Origin of the sequence: Streptomyces endophyticus, assembly GCF_035798155.1 — a bacterium.
In the GTDB taxonomy this organism is placed as follows: domain Bacteria; phylum Actinomycetota; class Actinomycetes; order Streptomycetales; family Streptomycetaceae; genus Streptomyces; species Streptomyces endophyticus.
In genome coordinates this window covers 30,883-50,754 of sequence record NZ_JAOZYC010000174.1, presented here as the reverse complement: position 1 = coordinate 50,754, position 19,872 = coordinate 30,883, and the positions used below count along the sequence as shown (strand labels likewise).

Genomic DNA, 19,872 nt, shown 5'->3' with positions numbered 1-19,872 from the left:
CACGGCACCGGACTCTCCGTGTCGCTGTCGACGACCGGCGCCGTGTAGAGCCCGTGCACCTTGCTCGCCGCGGCGACGTACGTCGTGACCAGCCAGGGCGGCGACGACGGGGGCGGCGGCGCGGCGGGCCCGGTCGCCGAGGGCACCAAGTCGGCGGCCACACCGTCGGCTTCGGAGTCCGGCGGTAGCGCACCGACACGCAGCGCGGATGACACCCCGAGCGCTTCCGCGAGCGACACCCCCTCCCCCGCCTGTGCGCACATCGAGGGCGGCAAGTCCAACTGCCGCGTGTGGCGCTCCGCCACCTCGTACGACTCCGCACACCGCCCCGTCGGCACGGTCCACCCCGGCACCAACTACTTCTACTGCCAGGTCGAGCGCACGCAGCGGGAGACGTACGGGAAGTGGACGAACGTGTGGTGGGCGAAGACCGATGACGACAGCGGAAACGCCGGTGTGTTCGTCAGCGATGTCTATCTGACCGGCGGGAAGAACGATCAGCCCGTGCCGGGTCTGGCGGTGTGTTGAGGGTTCGGCGGACTCCGCTGCGCGCCTCTGCGCAGCGGAGTCCGCGCTCCTCTATCGGGCATCCCCATTGGTCATAGAATCGCCGTGTGACGAACGACGATTCCGCATTCGCAGCACTGGGCGCACTGACCGATCCCGTACGCCGTCGCCTCTATCGATACGTCGCCGCTCAACCCGACGACGTAGGGCGTGACGCGGCGGCGGAGGCGGCCGGTGTCTCCCGGTCGCTGGCCGCGTTCCACTTGGACAAGCTGGTCGAGGCGGGGTTGTTGACCGCGTCGTCGCGGCGGTTGTCCGGGCGCACCGGCCCGGGCGCGGGGCGGCCGGCGAAGGTGTACCGGCGCGCCGAGGTCGAGCACGCCGTGTCCCTGCCGCCCCGGTCCTACGGCTCCGTCGGCCACCTGCTCGCCTCGACCGTGGAGAACGCTGGCCTGGACCGTGAGTTGCAGGAGGCGGCGCGGGCCGCGGGCGCGGCACATCCGGACGTGGACGACGACGACCTGGTCGACGTGCTGACCGAGCGCGGCTATCAGCCCTTCTGGGACGAGGGGACGCTGCGCCTTCGCAACTGCCCCTTCCACGCGCTGTCCGAGGAGTTCCCCGCCCTGATCTGCGGGATGAATCTCGCGCTGCTGGAGGGGATTGCGCCTGCGACGTGGTCGCCGGTCATGGATCCGCGCCCGGGAGGATGCTGCGTGGCGCTCTCTCGGAGTTCCGGCTGATCTCCCTGTCGGTTCGCCCCGCAGTTTCTAAAACAAATGAGCGTTGACTATAGAAGCGGGCTCGGCCATGCTGAGCCCATGACTGGCTTTCACCTGGCACAGGTCAACATCGGCCGCCTCGTCGCGCCGCTGACCGGACCCGAGCTCGCCGACTTCGTCGCACAGCTCCCCGAGATCAACGCGCTCGCCGACGGCAGCCCCGGATTCGTCTGGCGCATGGTCGACGACGCGGGCGAGGACGCGACCGGCTTCCGTCCCGACAGCGCCGACGACATGATCCTGATCAACTGCTCGGTCTGGGAGTCGGTCGAGGCGCTGCGGGCGTTCACGTACCACAGCGACCACCTGCGCGTGCTGAGCCGCCGCCGCGAGTGGTTCCAGCGCATGGCCGAGGCGCACCAGGCCCTGTGGTGGGTGCCGGCCGGGCATCGCCCGAGCGCCGCCGAGGCGATGGAGCGGGTCGCGCTGGTCCGTGAACACGGGCCGGGGCCCGAGGCGTTCACCTTCCGCACCCCCTACCCGGCACCGGCGGCGACCGTCGGCCGGTGACATGCCCCGCGCGGAGCCCGTTCCCTAACCCCGTCCGCCCCCGGCGCGGACGGGGTTAGGGCCCTGGTTCGCGGGATCTCAGCCCGGCACCTCCGTCAGCATCCGCCACCCCGGCGCGTAGCGTCCGTGGAGGACGAGGGACGCGGCGCCCACCGCACCGGCCGTCTCGCCGATCAGGCTCGGTTCCACCGTGACTCCGCCCAGCGCGCGGGCCACCGACGTCGTGTTGACGGCCTTGTCGATCTCCTCGCCCAACACCTGTTCCACTCCGACGAGCGCCTCGCCGCCCAGCACCACGCGGCTCACGTCGAGCAGCGCCACGGCCCCGCGCACCGCCTGCCCCATCCGGCGTCCCGCAAGGCGCACCACGTCACAGGCCGCCTCGTCCCCCGCGCCCACCGCGCGCCGCAGCAGCCTCCAGTCGGCGCGCACCGCGTCGGGGGCGCCGCTGAGTTCCATGCGCCGTGCGGCGGCGGCGCCGTGCCGGGTGAAGAGGTCCTCGACCAGGGCGGCGGGGTTGCAGTACGGGCCGAGGCAACCGTTGCTTCCGCAGTCGCAGCGGCGGCTGCCGGGCTCGGTCTGGGCGTGGCCGATCTCGCCCGCGTTCCCCGAATCACCGCGCAGGACATGGTTTCCCAGCATGACCCCCGCCCCGATCCCCGCCCCCATGTACAGGAACAGGAAGCCGTCCGCGCGTTCCTCGCCGCCGATCCAGCGTTCGCCGATCGCCGCGGCCGTCGCATCGTTGTCCATCGCGACCGGCATACCGGTGGCTTGCGCGAACATGTCAAGCAGGGGCACGCGCCGCCAGCCGTCGAAGTTCGGCGGGTCCACGACCGCGCCCGCCTCCGCGTCGATGGGGCCCGGCGCCGCGATTCCCAGGCCCAGCAGCCGACTTCGGTCGATCGCGGCGCGCTCGGGCAGCCGTAGCGCCGCACGCGCCACCCGGTCGACCACCTCGGTCGGATCGCTCGGCCGTGGCAGCGCGAAGCGGCGGCTGAGCAGCACCGATCCGGCGAGGTCCACCAGGACGATCACCGCGGCGTCCGGGTCGAGGTGCACCCCGAGTGCGTAGGCGCCGTCGGCGCGCGGGGTGAGCAGGGTGCGGCGTTTGCCACCACTGGAGGGCGCGTGTCCGGACTCGGCGATCAGACCCTCGTCGAGCAGGCGGCGCACCACATTCGACACCGTCTGATTGGTGAGCCCGGTCAGCGGGCCCAACTCGACGCGGCTCACCGGCCCTTTGGTGCGGATGGCGGCCAGGACGACCGCCTGGTTGTAGCCGCCGACCCTGGGCAGGTTGGTGCCGCTGCGCGCCATGGTGTTCCCTCCTTCGGGCAAGCCCGTCGCGGCGGTCTCACCAACTCGTGTCCAGCGCACCGGGTTTCGGCGTCGAGATTATGCAGCAACCGTTGACTTAGTCCATCCATTGGATTTAGGTAATCGCAACGCATCACGCACCAGGCATCACGCACCACGCGCAACACGCCCGCACTGTCGGTGGCTTCCGCATCGCCACTCGACCGGTGTACCGCAACACCTCTGGCACCGCCTGCAGTTGAGCGCCCGCCGCTGGGCGCAGAGCCGCCATCTCCTGGAGGAACCCCTTGCGCAAGAAACTCTTCGCCGCCCTCGCGGTCACCATCGCGACAACGTTGTCCGCAACCGCTTGTGGTGGATCCGGATCCTCCGCCGGCGGCGACTCGATCAAGGTCGTCTACTGGCAGCACCTGGACCAGAACGACCACAAGCAGCAGAAGTTCCTCGCCTCGATGAAGACGGCGTTCGAGAAGGCCCACCCGGGCAAGAAGGTCCAGATCGTTCCGGTCACGGCCTCAGAGAACGACTACTACACGAAGATCCAGCTGATGATGCGCTCGCCCTCGACCGCGCCCGACCTGGTCTACGAGGACACCGCGCTGATCAACTCCGACATCGCCAGCGGCTACCTCAAGCCGCTCGACGACTACGTGTCCAAGTGGTCGGACTGGGGCAAGTTCGCGAAGGCCGCCAAGGCCGCCGTCTCCTCCCCCACCGACGGCAAGACGTACGCCGTCCCGGACGACACCGACACGCGCGGCCTCTGGTACAACCAGAAGCTGCTGAAGAAGGCGGGCATCAAGACGCCCTGGCAGCCGAAGAGTTGGCAGGACCTCCTCGACACCGCGCGCACGCTGAAGAAGAAGCTGCCGGGTGTCATCCCGATGAACCTCTACACCGGCCAGGCCGGCGGCGAGCAGTCCACCATGCAGGGCATGGAGATGCTGCTGTACGGGACCGCCGGCGCCGGTGACTCCCTGTACGACGCCAAGAAGAAGAAGTGGATCGTCGGCTCGCAGGGCTTCAAGGACGCGCTGAAGTTCGTGCACACCGTCTACGACGAGGACCTGGGCCTCGACAAGTCCACCGCGCTCGGCCCCAACGCGGGCACCGAGGTCGGCACGAAGCTGCTCCCGAAGAGCAAGCTCGCCATCAACATCGACGGCTCGTGGATGGCCAACAACTGGCTGAAGACCGGACCGAGCCCGTGGCCCGACTGGTCGAAGACGATGAAGTCCGCCGCGATGCCCACCCAGAACGGCCAGGCGCCCGGCAAGGTCAGCATGTCGGGCGGCTGGGCCTGGTCGATCCCGTCGAAGGCCAAGAACCCCGATCTGGCCTGGCAGTTCACCAAGGCGATCAAGAACAGGGAAAACTCGGTGAAGTGGAACATCATCGAGTCCACCACCGCCGTGCGCACGGACGTGGCCGCCGACCCGAAGTACCTGGGCGCCACACCGACCAACAAGTTCTTCACCGACCTCGTGAAGTACACCCACTTCCGCCCGGCGCTGCCGAAGTACCCGCAGGTCTCCAATGCCATCACCAAGGCCATGGAGTCCGTGACCACCGGGCAGGCCTCGGTGGGCGAGGCCGCCAAGACCTATGACCAGGACGTGGCCACGGCCGTCGGCCCGGACGCCACCGCCAAGGGCGCCCGATGAAGACCGCCGTCGCCACTGCCGGTTCCACCGCCTCCGGTGGGCGCGCGGCCGGGCGCACCGCCGCTGGTCGCTCACTGCTGCGCGGCATGCCACTGCTGCCGTCGGTCGTCCTGCTGGCCGTGTTCCTGGCCGGACCGATCCTGTACTGCGTCTACGACGCGTTCACCGACGCCCAGTTGACCGGCGCCGCCGAGACGAACTTCGTCGGCCTGGACAACTTCACGCGGGCGCTGAACGACCCGGACTTCCTCAACGCCCTGTGGCTGACCCTGGTGTTCGTCGTCGGCTCCGCCGTCATCGGGCAGAACACCCTCGGCCTGAGCCTCGCGGTGCTGGCCGAGAAGGCCACCAAGCCGCTGCGCACGCTCACCAACGGTGTCGTGATCGCCGCCTGGGTGCTGCCCGAGGTGGTCGCCGGGTACCTGATGTACGCGTTCTTCTACAAGCAGGGCTCGCTCAACGACGTCCTCGGCTTCCTGGGCCTGCCGCAGCAGAACTGGCTGTACACCCTGCCGATCCTCGCGGTGTGCCTCGCCAATGTGTGGCGCGGCACCGCCTTCTCGATGATGGTGTACTCCGCCGCGCTCAACGAGGTGCCGCGCGAGCTGGTGGAGGCCGCCGAGATGGACGGCGCGAGTGTGTGGCACCGGCTGTGGCACGTGACGCTGCCGGTGATCCGCCGCACCATCATGACCAACCTGATGCTGATCACCCTGCAGACGCTCTCCGTCTTCGGGCTGATCTACGCCATGACGCGCGGCGGTCCTGGCAACAAGAGCCAGACCCTGCCGGTGTTCATGTACCAGCAGGCCTTCCAGAACAGCATGATCGGCTACGGCACGGCGATCGCGCTGGTGCTGCTGGTCGTGGGCGCGCTGTTCTCCGTCGTGTATCTGAAGCTGCTCAAGGTGGAGGAGGACTGATGGCCACCACCGACCTGCTGCCCGCCGCCGACACCGGCCGCGCCGACGGCGGCGCCCGCCCCGTTCCCGCGACGGGCACGGCACGCCGCCGGATCCGTCCCGGACGCATCGCCGTCAATGTCGTCCTGCTGGTGATCAGCCTGCTGTTCGTGCTGCCGCTGGTGTGGATGGTGTTCGCGGCGTTCAGCTCGACGGCCAGCTTCGAGCTGAGCGTGCCCACGCCGCCGACGCTGGACAACTTCCACGCGATCCTGAACGCCGAGACGACGTACCGGCCGCTGCTCAACGGGCTGCTGCTGTGCGGCGGGGCGACCCTGCTGTGCGTGGTCGCGTCGATCCTGGCCGCGTATCCGCTCTCGCGCTACCGCTCCCGGCTGCGCCGCCCGTTCCTGTACACCGTGCTGTTCACCACCGGGCTGCCCATCACCGCCGTGATGATCCCCGTGTACAGCATGTTCGTGCAGGTCGAGCTGATCGACTCGATGTTCGCGACGATGCTGTTCCTCGCGGCGTCGGCGCTGCCGATCGGGATCTGGCTGATGAAGAACTTCATGGACGGGGTGCCCATCGTCCTGGAGGAGGCCGCGCGGATCGACGGCGCGAACGCCATGCAGTCGCTGGGCCGCGTGGTGCTGCCGCTGATGTGGCCGGGTGTCACCGTCGTCACCGTGTTCACCTTCATCAGCATGTGGGGCAACTTCTTCGTGCCGTTCGTGCTGCTCCTGTCACCGGAGAAGCTGCCGGCGTCGGTGAGTGTGTTCACGTTCCTCAGCGCCCATGACCAGACGCAGTACGGGCAACTGGCCGCGTTCTCCCTGGTGTACACGCTGCCCGTGGTGATGCTGTACCTGCTGCTGACCCGCAAGCTGGGCGGCGGCTTCGCCCTCGGCGGTGCCCTCAAGGGCTGAGTCCGCACCCCGCCCCCGGGAGGGGCCAACCCCCCTCCCGTGCAGTCCTGTTCCACGCTCTTCGAAAGGTGTTCTGTGCACTCCGACCGCGACATCGTCCAGCACCGCCTGCGGCGCGTCCTCGACGAACGCATCCGGCCCGCCGTCCACGCCACCTCCGTCCCCCTGGAGATCGGCATCTGGCAGGTGCCGGGCGAGCCCGTCCCGGTGGCCGAGGGTCTCGCCGCCGAGTACCGGCCCACCGAGGTGGGTGCGTCCTGGGGTCCCGCCTGGACCACCAACTGGTTCAAGGTCAGCGGCCGCGTCCCCGAGGAGTGGGCAGGCCGGCGCGTGGAGGCCGTCGTCGACCTCGGCTTCGGCACCACCGAGCCGGGCTTCTCCGCCGAGGGACTGGCGTACCGGCCCGACGGCACGGCCGTGAAGGCGCTCAACCCGCGCAACACCTGGCTGCCGGTGGCCGAACAGGCCGTCGGGGGCGAGGAGTTCGTCTGCTACGTCGAGGCCGCCGCGAACCCGCTCGTCATGCACTCGGGGCCCGAGGACCGCACCTTCGCGATCACACCGCTCGGCGGTCGCGCCCTATGGCTGGACGAGGAGGGTGCCTCGGGCGGTGAGCCGATCTACCGACTGCGCCGCATCGACCTGGCCGTCTTCGACGCGGAGGTCTACGACCTCGTCCACGACATGGAGGTCCTCGACCAGCTGATGCGGGAGCTGCCCGAGCAGGCGCCGCGCCGCTGGCAGATCCTGCGGGCGCTGTCCTCGGCGCTGGATGCCGTGGACCTTCAGGACATCGGCGGCACCGCGGCCGCCGCCCGCGCGATCCTCGCCCCGGCCCTGGCCTCGTCGGCCGCGGACGGCGAGCACCGCATCTCGGCGATCGGGCACGCCCACATCGACACGGCCTGGCTGTGGCCGCTGCGCGAGACCGTGCGCAAGGTCGCGCGCACCGTCTCCAATGTCACCCAACTGATGGACGAATACCCGGAGTTCCGCTTCGTGATGTCCCAGGCGCAGCAGCTTGCCTGGCTCAAGGAGCACCGTCCCGAGGTGTACGAGCGGGCCCAGGAGAAGGCGAAGACGGGCCAGTTCGTGCCGACGGGCAGCCTGTGGGTGGAGCCGGACACCAACATCACCGGTGGTGAGGCGCTGGCCCGTCAGTTCATCCACGGCAAGCGGTTCTATCTCGACGAGTTCGGTGTCGAGACCGAGGACATGTGGCTGCCGGACACGTTCGGCTACAACGCGGCGATGCCGCAGCTGATGAAGCTGGCCGGGGTGCGCTGGTTCCTCACGCAGAAGATCTCGTGGAACACCACGAACAAGTTCCCCCACCACACGTTCTGGTGGGAGGGCATCGACGGCACCCGCATCTTCAGCCACTTCCCGCCCATCGACACGTACAACAGTGACCTGTCCGGCGCCGAGGTCGCGCACAGTGTGCGCAACTTCCAGGACAAGGGCGCGGCCAACCGCTCGCTCGCCCCGTTCGGGTACGGCGACGGCGGTGGCGGCCCCACCCGGGAGATGCTGGCGCGGGCCGAGCGGCTTGCGGACCTGGAGGGTTCGGCGCGGGTCGAGATCGAGAAGCCGGGCGACTTCTTCGCCAAGGCCCTTGAGGACTACCCGGACGCGCCGGTGTGGGTGGGCGAGCTGTACCTGGAGTTCCACCGCGGCACGCTGACCAGTCAGATCGCGACCAAGCAGGGGAACCGGCGCAGCGAACACCTGTTGCGCGAGGCCGAGTTGTGGGCGGCGACCGCGGCGCTGCGCACGGGGGCGGCCTACCCGTACGAGGCGATCGACCGGCTGTGGAAGACGGTGCTGCTGCACCAGTTCCACGACATCCTGCCGGGTACGTCGATCGCCTGGGTGCACCGGGAGGCGGAGGAGACGTACCGTCAGGTGGCGGCCGAGCTGGGCGAGTTGATCGCCTCGGCGCAGGCCGCGCTGGCGGGACCGGCATCCGACGACGGCTCGCGGGTCGTCTTCAACGCCGCTCCGCACGCCCGCGCGGGCGCTGCCGCTCTGGGCACGACGGTGCGCCGCGAGCCGGCGGCGGTCACGGTCGAGGCGCGGCCGCTGGACGGCGGATTCGTCCTGGACAACGGCCTGGTCCGCATCGTGATCGACGAGCGAGGCCTGGTCACCTCCGCGTACGACATCGAGGGCGGGCGCGAGGCGCTGCCGCCGGGCGCGGTGGCCAACCTGCTCCAGCTGCACCAGGACTTCCCGAACCAGTGGGACGCCTGGGACCTGGACGCCTTCTACCGCAACACCGTCACGGACCTGACGGCGGCGGAGTCGGTGACCGTCGTGGACGGTGGTGTGCGCGTCGTGCGCGCCTTCGGTGACTCGCGTATCGAGCAGACCCTCGCGCTGGCACCGGGGAGCCGCCGCCTGGACGTGGACACGGTCCTCGACTGGCACGAGACGGAGAAGCTGCTCAAGGCGGCGTTCCCGCTGGACGTGCGGGCCGGGCACTCCACGGCGCAGGTGCCGTTCGGGCACGTCGAGCGGCCCACGCACACCAACACCAGCTGGGACGCGGCCAAGTTCGAGGTGTGCGCGCACCGCTTCCTGCATGTCGGTGAGCGGGGCTGGGGCGCGGCGCTGGTCAACGACTCGACGTACGGGCACGACGTCACGCGTGATGTACGCGAGGACGGTGGCACCACCACGACGGTCCGGCTGTCCCTGGCCCGCGCGCCGCGCTTCCCCGACCCGGACACCGACCAGGGCACGCACCGGCTGCGCTACGCCCTGCTGATCGGCGCGGACGTCGACGACGCGATCCGTGAGGGCTACCACCTCAATCTGCCCGAGCGCACGGTGTCCGGCTCGGCGGAGGTGGCACCGCTGGTGGCCGTCGACAACCCCGCCGTGGTGGTCGAGGCGGTCAAGCTCGCCGACGACCGCTCGGGCGACGTCGTGGTCCGCCTGTACGAGTCCCAGGGCGCCCGCGCCACCGCCCTCCTCTCCCCCGGCTTCCGTCTCGCCTCTGCGACGGCCACGGACCTGCTGGAGCGCCCGCGCGCGGCCGACGAGCCCGCGTGCGAGGTCACGGACGACGGGGTGCGGCTGCGGCTCCGGCCGTTCCAGATCCTGACGGTGCGGTTGGCGGCCGTAGGGGGCTGAGTACGCGGAATGTGAGGATGGGCCCCGCGAACTGCCCGCGGGGCCCATCCTCATCCGCGCGTGCGATTTCAGACGGCAACTTCCGCGTCATCCACTGGATGGTCAGCGGGAGTTGGAGGTACTCCGTCACGACCGCAAACGGAGCACGGGCCGATTGCTCCAACTACTTTGCGCCCAGCTCTTTCTAACGGTGTAAACGCTGTGTTGTTATGTCGATCTCACCGAGCCCCTCCAGGGAGACAACGATGTCAAAGGTGCCCGAGGAGCGACCCCTTCACAACGTGCAGGGCGGCTCCGTTCCCCGCCCCGAGTACCCTCGCCCCAGCTTCGTCCGCGAGGACTGGCTCAACCTCAACGGCACCTGGCAGTTCGCCTTCGATCCGGGCGACAGTGGCCTCGAACGCGGCCTGGTGCAATGCGAGTTGCCCGATCGGATCACGGTCCCGTTCTGCCCGGAGTCGCAGCTGTCCGGCATCGGCGACACGGACTTCCACCATGCCGTCTGGTACCGGCGCACCGTGCGGATCCCCGAGGAGTGGCAGGGCCGGCGTCCCATGCTGCACTTCGGCGCCGTGGACCACGACGCGACAGTGTGGGTCAACGGACGGGAAGTCGCCCGGCACAGCGGCGGGTTCACCTCTTTCAGCGCTGAAATCGGCGACGTGGTGCGACCGGGCGACGACGCGGTCATCGTCGTACGAGCGCGGGACTCGAAGGAGGGTCCGCAGGCCCGTGGCAAGCAGTCCGACCAGTACGCCAACTACAGCTGTCTCTACACCCGCACCACCGGCATCTGGCAGACCGTCTGGCTCGAACCCGTCGCCGCCACTCATCTGCGGCGCCCGCGCATCACCCCGGATCTCGCGGCCGGCTGCTTCCACCTCGAAGTACCGCTGGCCGGCGGCCGCGCCCATCACCAGGTGCGCGCCCGGCTCACCGACGCGCAGGGCACGGTGGCCGAGGCCGTCGTGCCCGCGCACCTCGATCTCGCTCCCCGGCTGGTGCTGACGGTGCCGACCGAACGCCGCCGCCCCTGGTCGCCGCACGACCCGCACCTGTACGAGATCCATCTGGAGGTCGTGGACGGCTCCGGGGCAGTCGTCGACAGCGCCCGCTGTTCGGCGGGGCTGCGTTCGGTGTCCATCGACGGCAAGCGCGTCCTCCTCAACGGCGAGCCTGTCTTCCAGCGCCTCGTCCTCGATCAGGGCTGGTACCCGGACGGTCTGCTGACCGCCCCGGACGACGCCGCCCTCGTGCGCGACATCGAGCTGGCGCAGGCCGCCGGGTTCAACGGCGCCCGACTGCACCAGAAGGTCTTCGAAGAGCGCTTCCTGTACCACGCCGATCGCCTCGGCTATCTGGTGTGGGGCGAGTTCGCCGACTGGGGTGCGAGCGTCGGGCCTCTGAGCGGCGACAACCAGCAGCAGACCGTCGGCTTCGTCGCCCAGTGGCTGGAGGCACTGGACCGCGACTACTCCCACCCTTCAATCATCGGCTGGTGTGCCCTCAACGAAACCCGGCAGGAGCTCCACGACCGCACCAGCACCCTCGACGTCGCGACCCGTGCGATGTTCCTCGCCGCCAAGGCCGCCGACACCTCGCGCCCGGTCCTCGACACCTCCGGCTACTCCCACCGCGTCCCGGAGACGGACATCTACGACTCGCACTGCTACGAGCAGGACCCCGCCAGGTTCAGGGAGTTGATGGCCGGCCTCGACAAGAACATCCCCTTCGTGAACCCTCACGACGTGCCCGGCGCCCCCGAGCACTCGGTGCCGTACGCCGGACAGCCCTATTTCTGCAGCGAGTTCGGCGGCATCTGGTGGAACGCCGAGGAGGCCGAAGCCGGCGGCGCCGACCGCGACGAGTCGTGGGGTTACGGCGAGCGCCCCCGCGACGAGGAGGAGTTCCACACTCGCTTCGCGGCGCTGGCCGGAGTGCTTCTCGACGACCCGGACATGTTCGGCTACTGCTACACGCAGCTCACGGACGTGTTCCAGGAGCAGAACGGCATCTACCGCTTCGACCGTTCCGTCAAGCTCGACGTCGAGCGGGTACGTCGTGCACAGCAGCGCCCCGCCGCCTACGAGACCGTCACGGAAGGGGAGGCGTGATGGCACTGCCTCGCAGAGACCTGCTGCGCGGCGCCGGATTCGCCGGCGCGGCCGCCGCGCTCGCCCCGGTGCTCAGCGCCTGCGGCTCGATCGCCACCGCGTCCTCCGGTGCCATCCAGTACTGGAACCCGTTCACGGGCGGCGACGGCGGACTCATGAAGCAGATGGTCGACCACGTCGAGCGGGCCACCCCGGACCTGAAGGTCACCACGACCGTGCTGGAGTGGGGCACCTCCTACTACACCAAGCTCGCGATGGCTTCGGCCGGCGGACGCGCCCCGGACGTGGCAGTCATGCACGTGTCGCGGCTCGCGGGCTACGCACCCGGCGGGCTTCTCGATCCATGGGACATGGACCTGCTACGGGAGTTCGGGGTGAGCGGCGACACCCTCAACCCGGATGTCTTCCGGCGTGGGCAGTACCAGGGCGAGCAGTACGCACTGCCGCTCGACACCCACCCGTTCATCGTCTTCTACGACACCGAACTGATGGACAAGGCCGGTCTGGTCGACAGCGACGGCACCCTGCTGCCGTTCGGCGGACCCGACGGCTATCTGGAGGCAGCCAGAAAGCTCCGGTCGGTCAACAAGAAGAACGGCGGGCTCGGCCCGACCTACGGCCACGTCAACGATCTCGCTCAGAACTGGCGCATGTTCTGGGGGCTGTTCAAGCAGATGGGGGCGGAGTTCGACCTGTCCGGCACGAAGCCCCGCGTCGACCGGGACGCCGCCGTGAAGGTCGTCCACTTCATGCAGCAACTGGTCGCTCCGCAGTGCCGCACCATGGACCCGGCCACGTCGGTGGGTTCCTTCGCCTCCCGCAAGGCGCCGCTGATCTTCACCGGCGAGTGGGACTCCGCCGCCTTCAGCCAGATCAAGGGGCTCGAACTGGGTGCCGCGCCGTTCCCGCAGATCTTCGACAAGCCGGCGGGCTGGGCCGACAGCCACATGTTCGTGCTGCCGCACCAGAAGAACCCGGACCCGGAACATCGGCGCGCCACGCACCGGCTGGTCGCCCAACTGCTCAAGGCCGGCCAGACCTGGGCCCAGGCCGGGCACATTCCGGCTTACCTCCCGGTGGTCAACTCCCCCAAGTACCGCCGGATGGAGCCCCAGTCCCAGTACGCGGCCGCGGCGAAGACCCCGGCCCTCGACCCGCCCGCGTGGTTCATGGGCGCCGGGGCCGATGTGCAGATCCAGCTGTGCCAGGCGATGCAGACCGCCCTGGTGGGCGCCGCCTCCCCGGCCACCGCCGTCGACAAGATGATCTCGGCCCTGAACTTCTACGTCTCCAAGCCGAAGCCCGCCTGATCCGCACGAGAGGACCCATTGTCATGAGTACATGGCAGAACCGCGGGGGCAGGCAGGCTCGCCTCTCCCTGGAGGGCCGCGTCTCCGGACCACTCTTCGTGGCCCCGTTCCTGCTGGTCTTCGGTCTCTTCCTGGTGGTCCCTTTGGTGTGGGGCCTGTGGATGAGCTTCACCAACTCCAGCCTCACGGGCCGAGGTGACTCATCGTTCGTCGGCTTCGCCAACTACGGCGAGGCTCTCACCGATCCCAAGATGTGGGAGACGATCGGCCACACCGTACTGTTCACGGCACTGTCGACGGTCCCGCTGGTCCTTTTCGCACTGGTCATGGCGCTACTGGTGCACATCGGGCTGCCCGGCCAGTGGCTGTGGCGGCTTTCCTTCTTCGCGCCGTACCTGCTCACCAGCGCCGTGGTCTGGCAGGTCGGGCTGCTGATCTTCCAGACGGACTCCGGCATGCTCAACACCATGCTCAAGGCCGTCGGCCTGGACGGGATCGGCTGGCTGGTGGAGGAGAAGTGGGCGATGTGGTCGGTCGCCCTCATCACCGTGTGGTGGACCGTCGGCTTCAACTTCCTGCTCTATCTGGCCGCTCTGCAGTCCGTGCCGGACGAGCTGTACGAGGCGGCCGCGATCGACGGCGCAGGCGCCTGGCGCCGCATGTGGGCGATCACGCTGCCCCAACTGCGGCGCACCACCGTGCTGATCACAGTGCTGCAGGTCCTCGCCTCGCTGAAGGTGTTCGATCAGATCTACATGCTCACCAAGGGCGGCCCCGACGGCTCCACCCGCCCGATCCTCGAGTACATCTTCGACTCCGGATTCACCGGTTACCGGCTCGGCTACGCCGCCGCCATGTCGTACATCTTCTTCGCTCTGCTGCTCATCCTCTCCATCGGCCAGCTGAAGTTCTTCTCGCGCAGGGAGGCGTGACGATGACTGCCGACACCCTGACCCGACCGAAGACGCGGCGCACCGGCCCGGTCGAGACCCGCTCCCGCAGACGGCACAGCACCAAGCCGCAGCAGGTACTCGGTTCCGGCGTCGGTGCCAAGGTGGGAGCAGCGATCGCCCTCGCCGTGATGGCCTTGCTGTGGCTCGCGCCGATCGCCTGGGTTCTGGTGATCTCCTTCAAGACGGAGCCGGACGCGGCGGCGCCCGGCGACGGCTGGATACCGGCGCACGGCTTCACCGGCGCCGCCTACGGCAAGATCTTCGCCCAGGGCAAGCTTCCGGTCTGGGCCCTGAACAGCCTGTTCGTCGCGGCGGCGGTCACCGCATTGACGGTGGCCGTGTCCGCGCTCGCCGCCTATGGGTTCTCGCGCACACTGTTCCGGGGCCGCAAGCTGCTGTTCGCGGCGACGATCGCCTCGATCATGGTGCCGCCGCAGATCCTGATCGTGCCGCTGTTCCGCGAGATGCTCTCGCTGAACCTCGTGGACACGTACGCGGGCATGATCCTTCCGCAGGTCGTGGCGCCGCCGATGGTGTACATCCTCAAGAAGTTCTTCGACGCCGTTCCGCGCGAATTGGAGGAGGCGGCTCGGCTCGACGGCGCGAGCAACGCACGGGTGTTCCTGAGCGTGGTGCTGCCGTTGTCACGACCGATCCTCTCGGCTGTGGCGATCTTCGTGTTCATCGGCGCGTGGAACAACTTCCTGTGGCCGTTCCTCAGTACCAGCGACCAGTCACTGATGACGCTACCGGTGGGACTGGCAACGGTGAAGGACTCCTACAACCTGCAGTACGCCCAGCTCGCGGCGTCCGGCCTGCTGGCATCGATCCCGCTGATCCTGATCTTCATGATCTTCCAACGGCAGATGGTCCGGTCCGTGGCGACGACGGGGCTCGGCGGACAGTGACAGATCCCTTCGTGCGGCCTCCCCACCTGACAACCACATGACGAACGACGGTCGTACAACCACCAGGAGGACCACTCCACATGTACCAAAACCAGCAGGCGCACGGCCGCCGCGGCATGCTCAAGGCCTCGGCGACCGTGGTCGGCGCGGCGCTCACCGGATCGCTCGCCGCGACGGGCACTGCCGCCGCGGACGCGCCCGAACGGTTTCCGCGTGGGCCCGCGACGTTCCCCATGGGGCCGTTCACCAAGAGTGAGGCGAATCCGATTCTGCGGCCGGAGCCGTCGCACGAGTGGGAGTCGGCGTATCTGTACAACCCCTGCGCCCTGGTGGTGGGTGGCAGGATCGCGTTGCTGTACCGGGCGCAGAACAAGGCGAAGAGGTCCAGCATCGGGCTCGGAGCGACGACGGCGTCACGTTCCGGCGCAGGGCCGAGCCGGTGCTCACGCCGAGCGAGCCGTACGAGCTGCCCGGCGGGTGTGAGGATCCGCGGGTGGTGCACGTCGGTGACACCTTCTACATGACGTACACCGGCTACGACGGGACGAGCGCGCTGCTGTGCCTGGCGACGTCGAAGGACCTGGTGCACTGGGAGAAGCACGGGCCGCTGTTCCCCGAGTTGCACGACCCGATCCATGGTGACAAGCCGTGGAACAAGTCAGGGGCCATCCTCAGTACGCCCATCGACGGCACGTACTGGATGTACTTCGGTGAGTCCCATGTGTTCTGGGCCCGGTCGAAGGATCTGATCCACTGGGAGACCGTCGGGAACGACGATCCGGTGGCGAAGCCCGTGCACCCCTGGGAGGGGTCCCTGATCGAGCCCGGTCCGCCGCCGCTGCGCACTGACGACGGACACATCCTGCTCGTCTACAACGCCCGCTCGGACGGCAAGGGCGGGTACACCAAGGGCCAGTACTCCACCGGGCAGCTCCTCATCGACCCGGCGGACCCGACCAAGGCGGTGGCCCGCCTCGAGCGGCCGTTCCTCGTGCCGACCTCGGCCGACGAACAGGACGGCCAGGTCAATCACGTGGTTTTCACCGAGGGCTTGGTGCGGTTCCGCGACGCCTGGTTCCTGTACTACGGCATGGCGGATTCGGTGCTCGGAGTCGCGGTGTGGCGGCCCGGGCCCGCGGGCTGAGCGTGTCGCACTCTTCACGCGGCCTCGCGGCCGGCCTGTCTGGTCGACTTCGTTTCCCGGCTGCTCTGCTCGTCACCGTGGACGAGGCGGAGATGACGCAATCGATGATGTCCCGACCCAGTGCGGGACACTCCGTCCATGCGGTCCTCTATGCGGTCCATGCCGAGCAGGAGCAGTGCCATGGTCGGCAGGAGCAAAAGAGCCACGATCAGCATCGGTGGCTTCCTTTCCTCGACTTCTCACTTTTCGCCTGCCCCGTGCATGAACGCGCATGAGCGTGATGATGTGATGATTCCGTAACGCTATGGATTGCCGCTGATATTGCCATCTGGGCGATTTTCGGGGACGGGTGGACCGACCTCCGGCCCGCGCACCGCGTGTTGGTGTGCGGGCCGGAGGCCGGTCAGGGTCGGTCAGTGCGTCGTGCCGAGTTCCGCGTCCTCCATTCGGGACTCCTCGCGCGCCTCCTCGATGTTCTCCAGCACGCGCTCGCGCGGGAGCCGCACACGTAGCGCCAGCAGGTAGACGAGTGCGGTCAGTGCGAGGTTGGCGACGAAGCCCCAGCCGAGGCCGATCCAGCCGAGGCCGCCGTCGTAGTCGCCGATCCAGCTGATCACGGCGAGGCCGACGAGCCACGGCAGCACCCAGCTCGCGCCCGCCCTCCAGTCCAGCCGCGGGGCGCGCCCCTTGTCGATCACCTGGAGGACCGCGAGGACGACGAAGCCGATGCAGATGGTGAGGAACAGCTTGTAGTTGGTGTTCCAGCCCGCCCAGTACACGATCAGGTTCGCCGAGTAGAGGCCGAGGAACGGGATGATGTCACCGCCGGGGATCCTGTACGGCCTTTCGTGCTCCGGGATCTGACGGCGCATCACGGCGAGGACGAGCGGCCCGGACCCGAAGGACAGGACGGTGGCCGAGGTGATGAAGCCGACCAGTTCCTGCCAGCTCGGGAAGGGCAGGAAGACGATCAGCCCGAGGACGAAGGTCACGGCCAGGCTGACCAGCGGCGCCCCCTTGGGCGTGGTCCTGGCCAGCCCTGCGGGCGCGTTGCGGTTGCGGGCCATGGCGTAGGAGATGCGGGCCGTGACGGTGGTGTAGATGAGGCCGGTGTCGGCCGGCGAGATCACCGCGTCCACGTAGAGGATGTAGGCCAGCCAACCCAGGCCGATGGCGCTGGAGATGGCGGCGAGCGGGCCGAAGTCGTTGGCGAAGGCCAGGTTGAGCCAGCCGTGCGAGTGCTGGAGGTCGCTCTCGGGGACCGCGCCGAGGAAGGCGACTTCGAGGAGTACGTAGATCAGGCCGGTGAGCAGGACGGAGCCGATGACGGCGAACGGGACGTTGCGCCGCGGATTGTCGGTCTCGCCCGCGAGTTCCACGCCTTGGCGAAAGCCCAGAAAGGAGAAGGTGATGCCTGCGGTGGAGATGGCCGTGAAGATGCCTTTCGCTCCGCCGGGGGCGAAGCCTCCGTACTCGGCGGCTCCGAGGTTGTGCGCGTGGAATGCGGTCACGAAGAACGCCACCACCACCAGGGCGATGGCCAGCAGTTTCCACCAGACGAGGACATTGTTGACGCGGGCGAACCAGCGGATTCCGTAGTAGTTCAGCAGCACGAAGAACGCCATGGCGACGACCGCGACGGCATAGCCGAGTGTGGTCAGGGTGTAGGCGCCGTTCGCCTCGTGGAAATCGGTGAAGTGCGCCCACTTCGTGGCGTATTGCAGGGCGCCCTCGACCTCGATGGGGGCCACCGTCGCGGCGGCGATCCAGGTGATCCAGCCCATGGTGTAGCTGGCGAAGGAGCCGAAGGAGAGGTGCGGGAAGCGCACCACTCCCCCGGACACCGGGAACATGGTTCCCAGTTCGGCGAAGCACAGCCCGATGAGGAGAATCATCACGGCGGCTATCGCCCACGAGAATATGGAAGCGGGCCCGGCGATCTTCGCCGCGTTCAACGCGCCGAAGAGCCAGCCGGACCCGATGATGGATCCCACGCCCGCGAAAAGCAGGCTGATGCGACCCATGTCTCTGCGTAGCGCTGTTCGTTGCTCCGAGGACTTCCCCGAAGACTCAGTCAGCGTGGCCATCACCACATCCGTCCCTGATCTGCGGCCCACTCTTTCGAGGTCGCTCGCTTGATCTGCTACTGGGCGGCCGTCTGCCCTGCCGGTCGAGATCCATGCAGCATGAATCTAGATTTGCCAAATGATGGGCAGGGCAAGGGTGTTGATTGATGTGGTGATGGCCGGGCGTCAGCTGTCCTTGGTGGCGGTCACGTCCTTGCTCACAGTCGCGGGGGTGTCCTGCTGCGTCGGTACCGAGCCCGGCTCCTCGCCGTTCAGCACCCGCTTCGCGGTGACCCGGTCGAGGGCCCCCTCCCAGCGTGACACCGCGAACACCGCGACACAGTTGCCGAGGAGGTTGGTGGCCACCCGCATCGAGTCCATGATCCGGTCGACGCCGAGCAGCAGCGCCACCGCGGCGGCCGGGATGACGCCGAGGGCGGAGGCGGTCGCGGACAGCGCGAGGAACGCCGAACCGGGCACGCCCGCCATGCCCTTGCTCGTGAGCATCAACACCAGGACGACGGTGACCTGTTGACCGAGGCTCAGGTCGACACCGATGGCCTGGGCGATGAAGAGGGTGCCGATGGAGAGGTAGATGGAGGCGCCGTCGAGGTTGAAGGAGTACCCCGTGGGCAGGACGAGGCCGACCGCGTCGTCCCGGCAGCCCGCCGCGCGCAGCTTCTGCATCATCCGCGGCATCACGGTCTCACTGGAGCCGGTGCCGAGAGCGAGCAGCAGTTCCTCGCGGGTGTAGCGGACGAACTTCCACAGGCTCAGCCCGGTGACCGCCTTGAGGGCGAGGCCGAGCAGCACGAGGAAGGCCAGGGCGACGCCGTAGCAGACGGCGATCAGCTTCCCGTACGTCGACATCGCGCCCACGCCGTATTCGCCGACGAGGTGGGCGGTGGCTCCGAAGACCGCGAGCGGGGCGAGCTTCATGATGTAGCCGACGATGGTGAACACGACGTCCTGAGCCTGCTCGATGAACGGCAGGATCTGTGGGACCTTGCTCTGGCCGAGGTGCAGCAGCGCGGCGCCCACGAGGCAGGCCAGGACGAGGACTTGGAGCAGGGAGTTCTCGGCGAAGGCGCCGACGGCGCTGTCCGGCAGGGACTCCAGGACGAACTGGGCGGTGGAGGGGAGATGCCCGCCGCCGGTCTGCTCGTCGACCGCGCCCTTGTCGAGGGTGGCCGGGTCGACGTTCATGCCGGCGCCGGGTGCCAGTATGTTGCCGGCGAGCAGCCCGATGACGAGGGCGACGGTGGTGGCGACCTCGAACCAGATCAGCGCCTTCACGCCGATCCGGCCGAAGGCCTTCAGGTCGCCGGCCTTGGTGATGCCCGCGACGACGACGCAGAACACCAGGGGGGCGATCATCGACTTGATGAGCCGGACGAAGCCGTCCCCGAGGGGCTGCAGGGCCGATCCGGCCTCCGGCCACAGGCTTCCCACGAGGACGCCGAGCAGCAGGGCGAGCAGTACTTGAGCGAAGAGACTGGTGCGCAGGAGACGGCCTGCGCGGCGTGCGATGTTTCCGTTGGCGTGCGCCATGGGGCACTCCTACATGGGCGGACATTCTGCATAGCGGAAGATCAATTCCGCGATGCATCACTATCGTTGACGCC

General features: G+C 68.6%; 18 protein-coding genes. 13 read left to right on the top strand and 5 right to left on the bottom strand.

Features of this window, described 5'->3' with window-relative positions; translation table 11 throughout:
- A partial coding sequence (locus OKJ99_RS36135; protein ID WP_407700831.1) for a hypothetical protein occupies nucleotides 1-239 on the bottom strand: 239 nt, incomplete at its 3' end.
- 49 nt (nucleotides 240-288) lie between these two features.
- Between OKJ99_RS36135 and OKJ99_RS36130 the strand changes: the two genes are divergently transcribed.
- The 3 genes from OKJ99_RS36130 to OKJ99_RS36120 all read left to right on the top strand — a co-directional run bounded on the left by OKJ99_RS36130 (nucleotide 289) and on the right by OKJ99_RS36120 (nucleotide 1,799).
- Complete coding sequence (locus tag OKJ99_RS36130) at nucleotides 289-528, top strand: hypothetical protein (protein WP_326022533.1); 240 nt, start codon at nucleotides 289-291, stop codon at nucleotides 526-528.
- Nucleotides 529-614: 86 nt separating this feature from the next.
- On the top strand, nucleotides 615-1,250 hold the full coding sequence (locus OKJ99_RS36125; protein WP_326022532.1) for a helix-turn-helix transcriptional regulator: 636 nt from the start codon (nucleotides 615-617) through the stop codon (nucleotides 1,248-1,250).
- 78 nt (nucleotides 1,251-1,328) lie between these two features.
- Nucleotides 1,329-1,799: a DUF3291 domain-containing protein gene (locus OKJ99_RS36120; RefSeq protein ID WP_326022531.1), complete on the top strand. Its 471-nt coding sequence runs from the start codon at nucleotides 1,329-1,331 to the stop codon at nucleotides 1,797-1,799.
- A 78-nt stretch (nucleotides 1,800-1,877) separates the two neighbouring features.
- Here OKJ99_RS36120 and OKJ99_RS36115 read toward each other — a convergent pair whose 3' ends face one another.
- On the bottom strand, nucleotides 1,878-3,119 hold the full coding sequence (locus OKJ99_RS36115) for an ROK family transcriptional regulator (protein ID WP_326022530.1): 1,242 nt from the start codon (nucleotides 3,117-3,119) through the stop codon (nucleotides 1,878-1,880).
- Between the two features lie 287 nt (nucleotides 3,120-3,406).
- On the opposite strand from OKJ99_RS36115, the gene OKJ99_RS36110 reads away from it, so the two are divergent.
- The 10 genes from OKJ99_RS36110 (at nucleotide 3,407) to OKJ99_RS36065 (ending at nucleotide 16,181) form a co-directional block, all read left to right on the top strand.
- Nucleotides 3,407-4,783, top strand: a complete 1,377-nt coding sequence (locus OKJ99_RS36110) for an extracellular solute-binding protein (RefSeq protein WP_326022529.1) — start codon at nucleotides 3,407-3,409, stop codon at nucleotides 4,781-4,783.
- A complete protein-coding gene (locus OKJ99_RS36105; protein WP_407700830.1) occupies nucleotides 4,780-5,706 on the top strand; it encodes a carbohydrate ABC transporter permease in 927 nt (308 codons plus the stop codon). The genes OKJ99_RS36110 and OKJ99_RS36105 overlap by 4 nt, the downstream gene beginning before the upstream one ends.
- Nucleotides 5,706-6,614: a carbohydrate ABC transporter permease gene (locus OKJ99_RS36100; protein WP_326022527.1), complete on the top strand. Its 909-nt coding sequence runs from the start codon at nucleotides 5,706-5,708 to the stop codon at nucleotides 6,612-6,614. Before OKJ99_RS36105 ends, OKJ99_RS36100 begins: the two co-directional genes overlap by 1 nt.
- A gap of 75 nt (nucleotides 6,615-6,689) precedes the next feature.
- Complete coding sequence (locus OKJ99_RS36095; RefSeq protein ID WP_326022526.1) at nucleotides 6,690-9,752, top strand: alpha-mannosidase; 3,063 nt, start codon at nucleotides 6,690-6,692, stop codon at nucleotides 9,750-9,752.
- Nucleotides 9,753-9,997: 245 nt separating this feature from the next.
- Nucleotides 9,998-11,866, top strand: coding sequence for a glycoside hydrolase family 2 protein (locus OKJ99_RS36090; protein ID WP_326022525.1), 1,869 nt, complete (start codon nucleotides 9,998-10,000; stop codon nucleotides 11,864-11,866).
- Nucleotides 11,866-13,176 (top strand): extracellular solute-binding protein, encoded by a 1,311-nt coding sequence (locus OKJ99_RS36085; protein ID WP_326022524.1) that lies wholly within the window; start codon nucleotides 11,866-11,868, stop codon nucleotides 13,174-13,176. Before OKJ99_RS36090 ends, OKJ99_RS36085 begins: the two co-directional genes overlap by 1 nt.
- A 23-nt stretch (nucleotides 13,177-13,199) precedes the next feature.
- Nucleotides 13,200-14,108 carry a carbohydrate ABC transporter permease gene (locus OKJ99_RS36080; RefSeq protein ID WP_326022522.1) on the top strand — a complete coding sequence of 303 codons (909 nt, stop codon included), beginning with the start codon at nucleotides 13,200-13,202 and terminating at the stop codon, nucleotides 14,106-14,108.
- A 2-nt stretch (nucleotides 14,109-14,110) separates the two neighbouring features.
- Nucleotides 14,111-15,037 (top strand): carbohydrate ABC transporter permease, encoded by a 927-nt coding sequence (locus OKJ99_RS36075; protein ID WP_407700829.1) that lies wholly within the window; start codon nucleotides 14,111-14,113, stop codon nucleotides 15,035-15,037.
- 80 nt (nucleotides 15,038-15,117) lie between these two features.
- Nucleotides 15,118-15,561: a hypothetical protein gene (locus OKJ99_RS36070; protein ID WP_326022519.1), complete on the top strand. Its 444-nt coding sequence runs from the start codon at nucleotides 15,118-15,120 to the stop codon at nucleotides 15,559-15,561.
- Nucleotides 15,477-16,181, top strand: a complete 705-nt coding sequence (locus tag OKJ99_RS36065) for a glycoside hydrolase family 130 protein (RefSeq protein ID WP_326022518.1) — start codon at nucleotides 15,477-15,479, stop codon at nucleotides 16,179-16,181. Before OKJ99_RS36070 ends, OKJ99_RS36065 begins: the two co-directional genes overlap by 85 nt.
- 14 nt (nucleotides 16,182-16,195) lie before the next feature.
- Here the strand turns inward: OKJ99_RS36065 and OKJ99_RS36060 are convergent, their stop codons facing one another.
- The 3 genes from OKJ99_RS36060 to OKJ99_RS36050 all read right to left on the bottom strand — a co-directional run bounded on the left by OKJ99_RS36060 (nucleotide 16,196) and on the right by OKJ99_RS36050 (nucleotide 19,798).
- On the bottom strand, nucleotides 16,196-16,396 hold the full coding sequence (locus tag OKJ99_RS36060; RefSeq protein ID WP_326022517.1) for a hypothetical protein: 201 nt from the start codon (nucleotides 16,394-16,396) through the stop codon (nucleotides 16,196-16,198).
- 198 nt (nucleotides 16,397-16,594) lie between these two features.
- Nucleotides 16,595-18,205: an APC family permease gene (locus tag OKJ99_RS36055; protein ID WP_326022516.1), complete on the bottom strand. Its 1,611-nt coding sequence runs from the start codon at nucleotides 18,203-18,205 to the stop codon at nucleotides 16,595-16,597.
- A gap of 228 nt (nucleotides 18,206-18,433) precedes the next feature.
- Nucleotides 18,434-19,798, bottom strand: coding sequence for a cation:dicarboxylate symporter family transporter (locus OKJ99_RS36050; RefSeq protein ID WP_326022515.1), 1,365 nt, complete (start codon nucleotides 19,796-19,798; stop codon nucleotides 18,434-18,436).
- Between the last annotated feature and the right edge of the window lie 74 nt (nucleotides 19,799-19,872).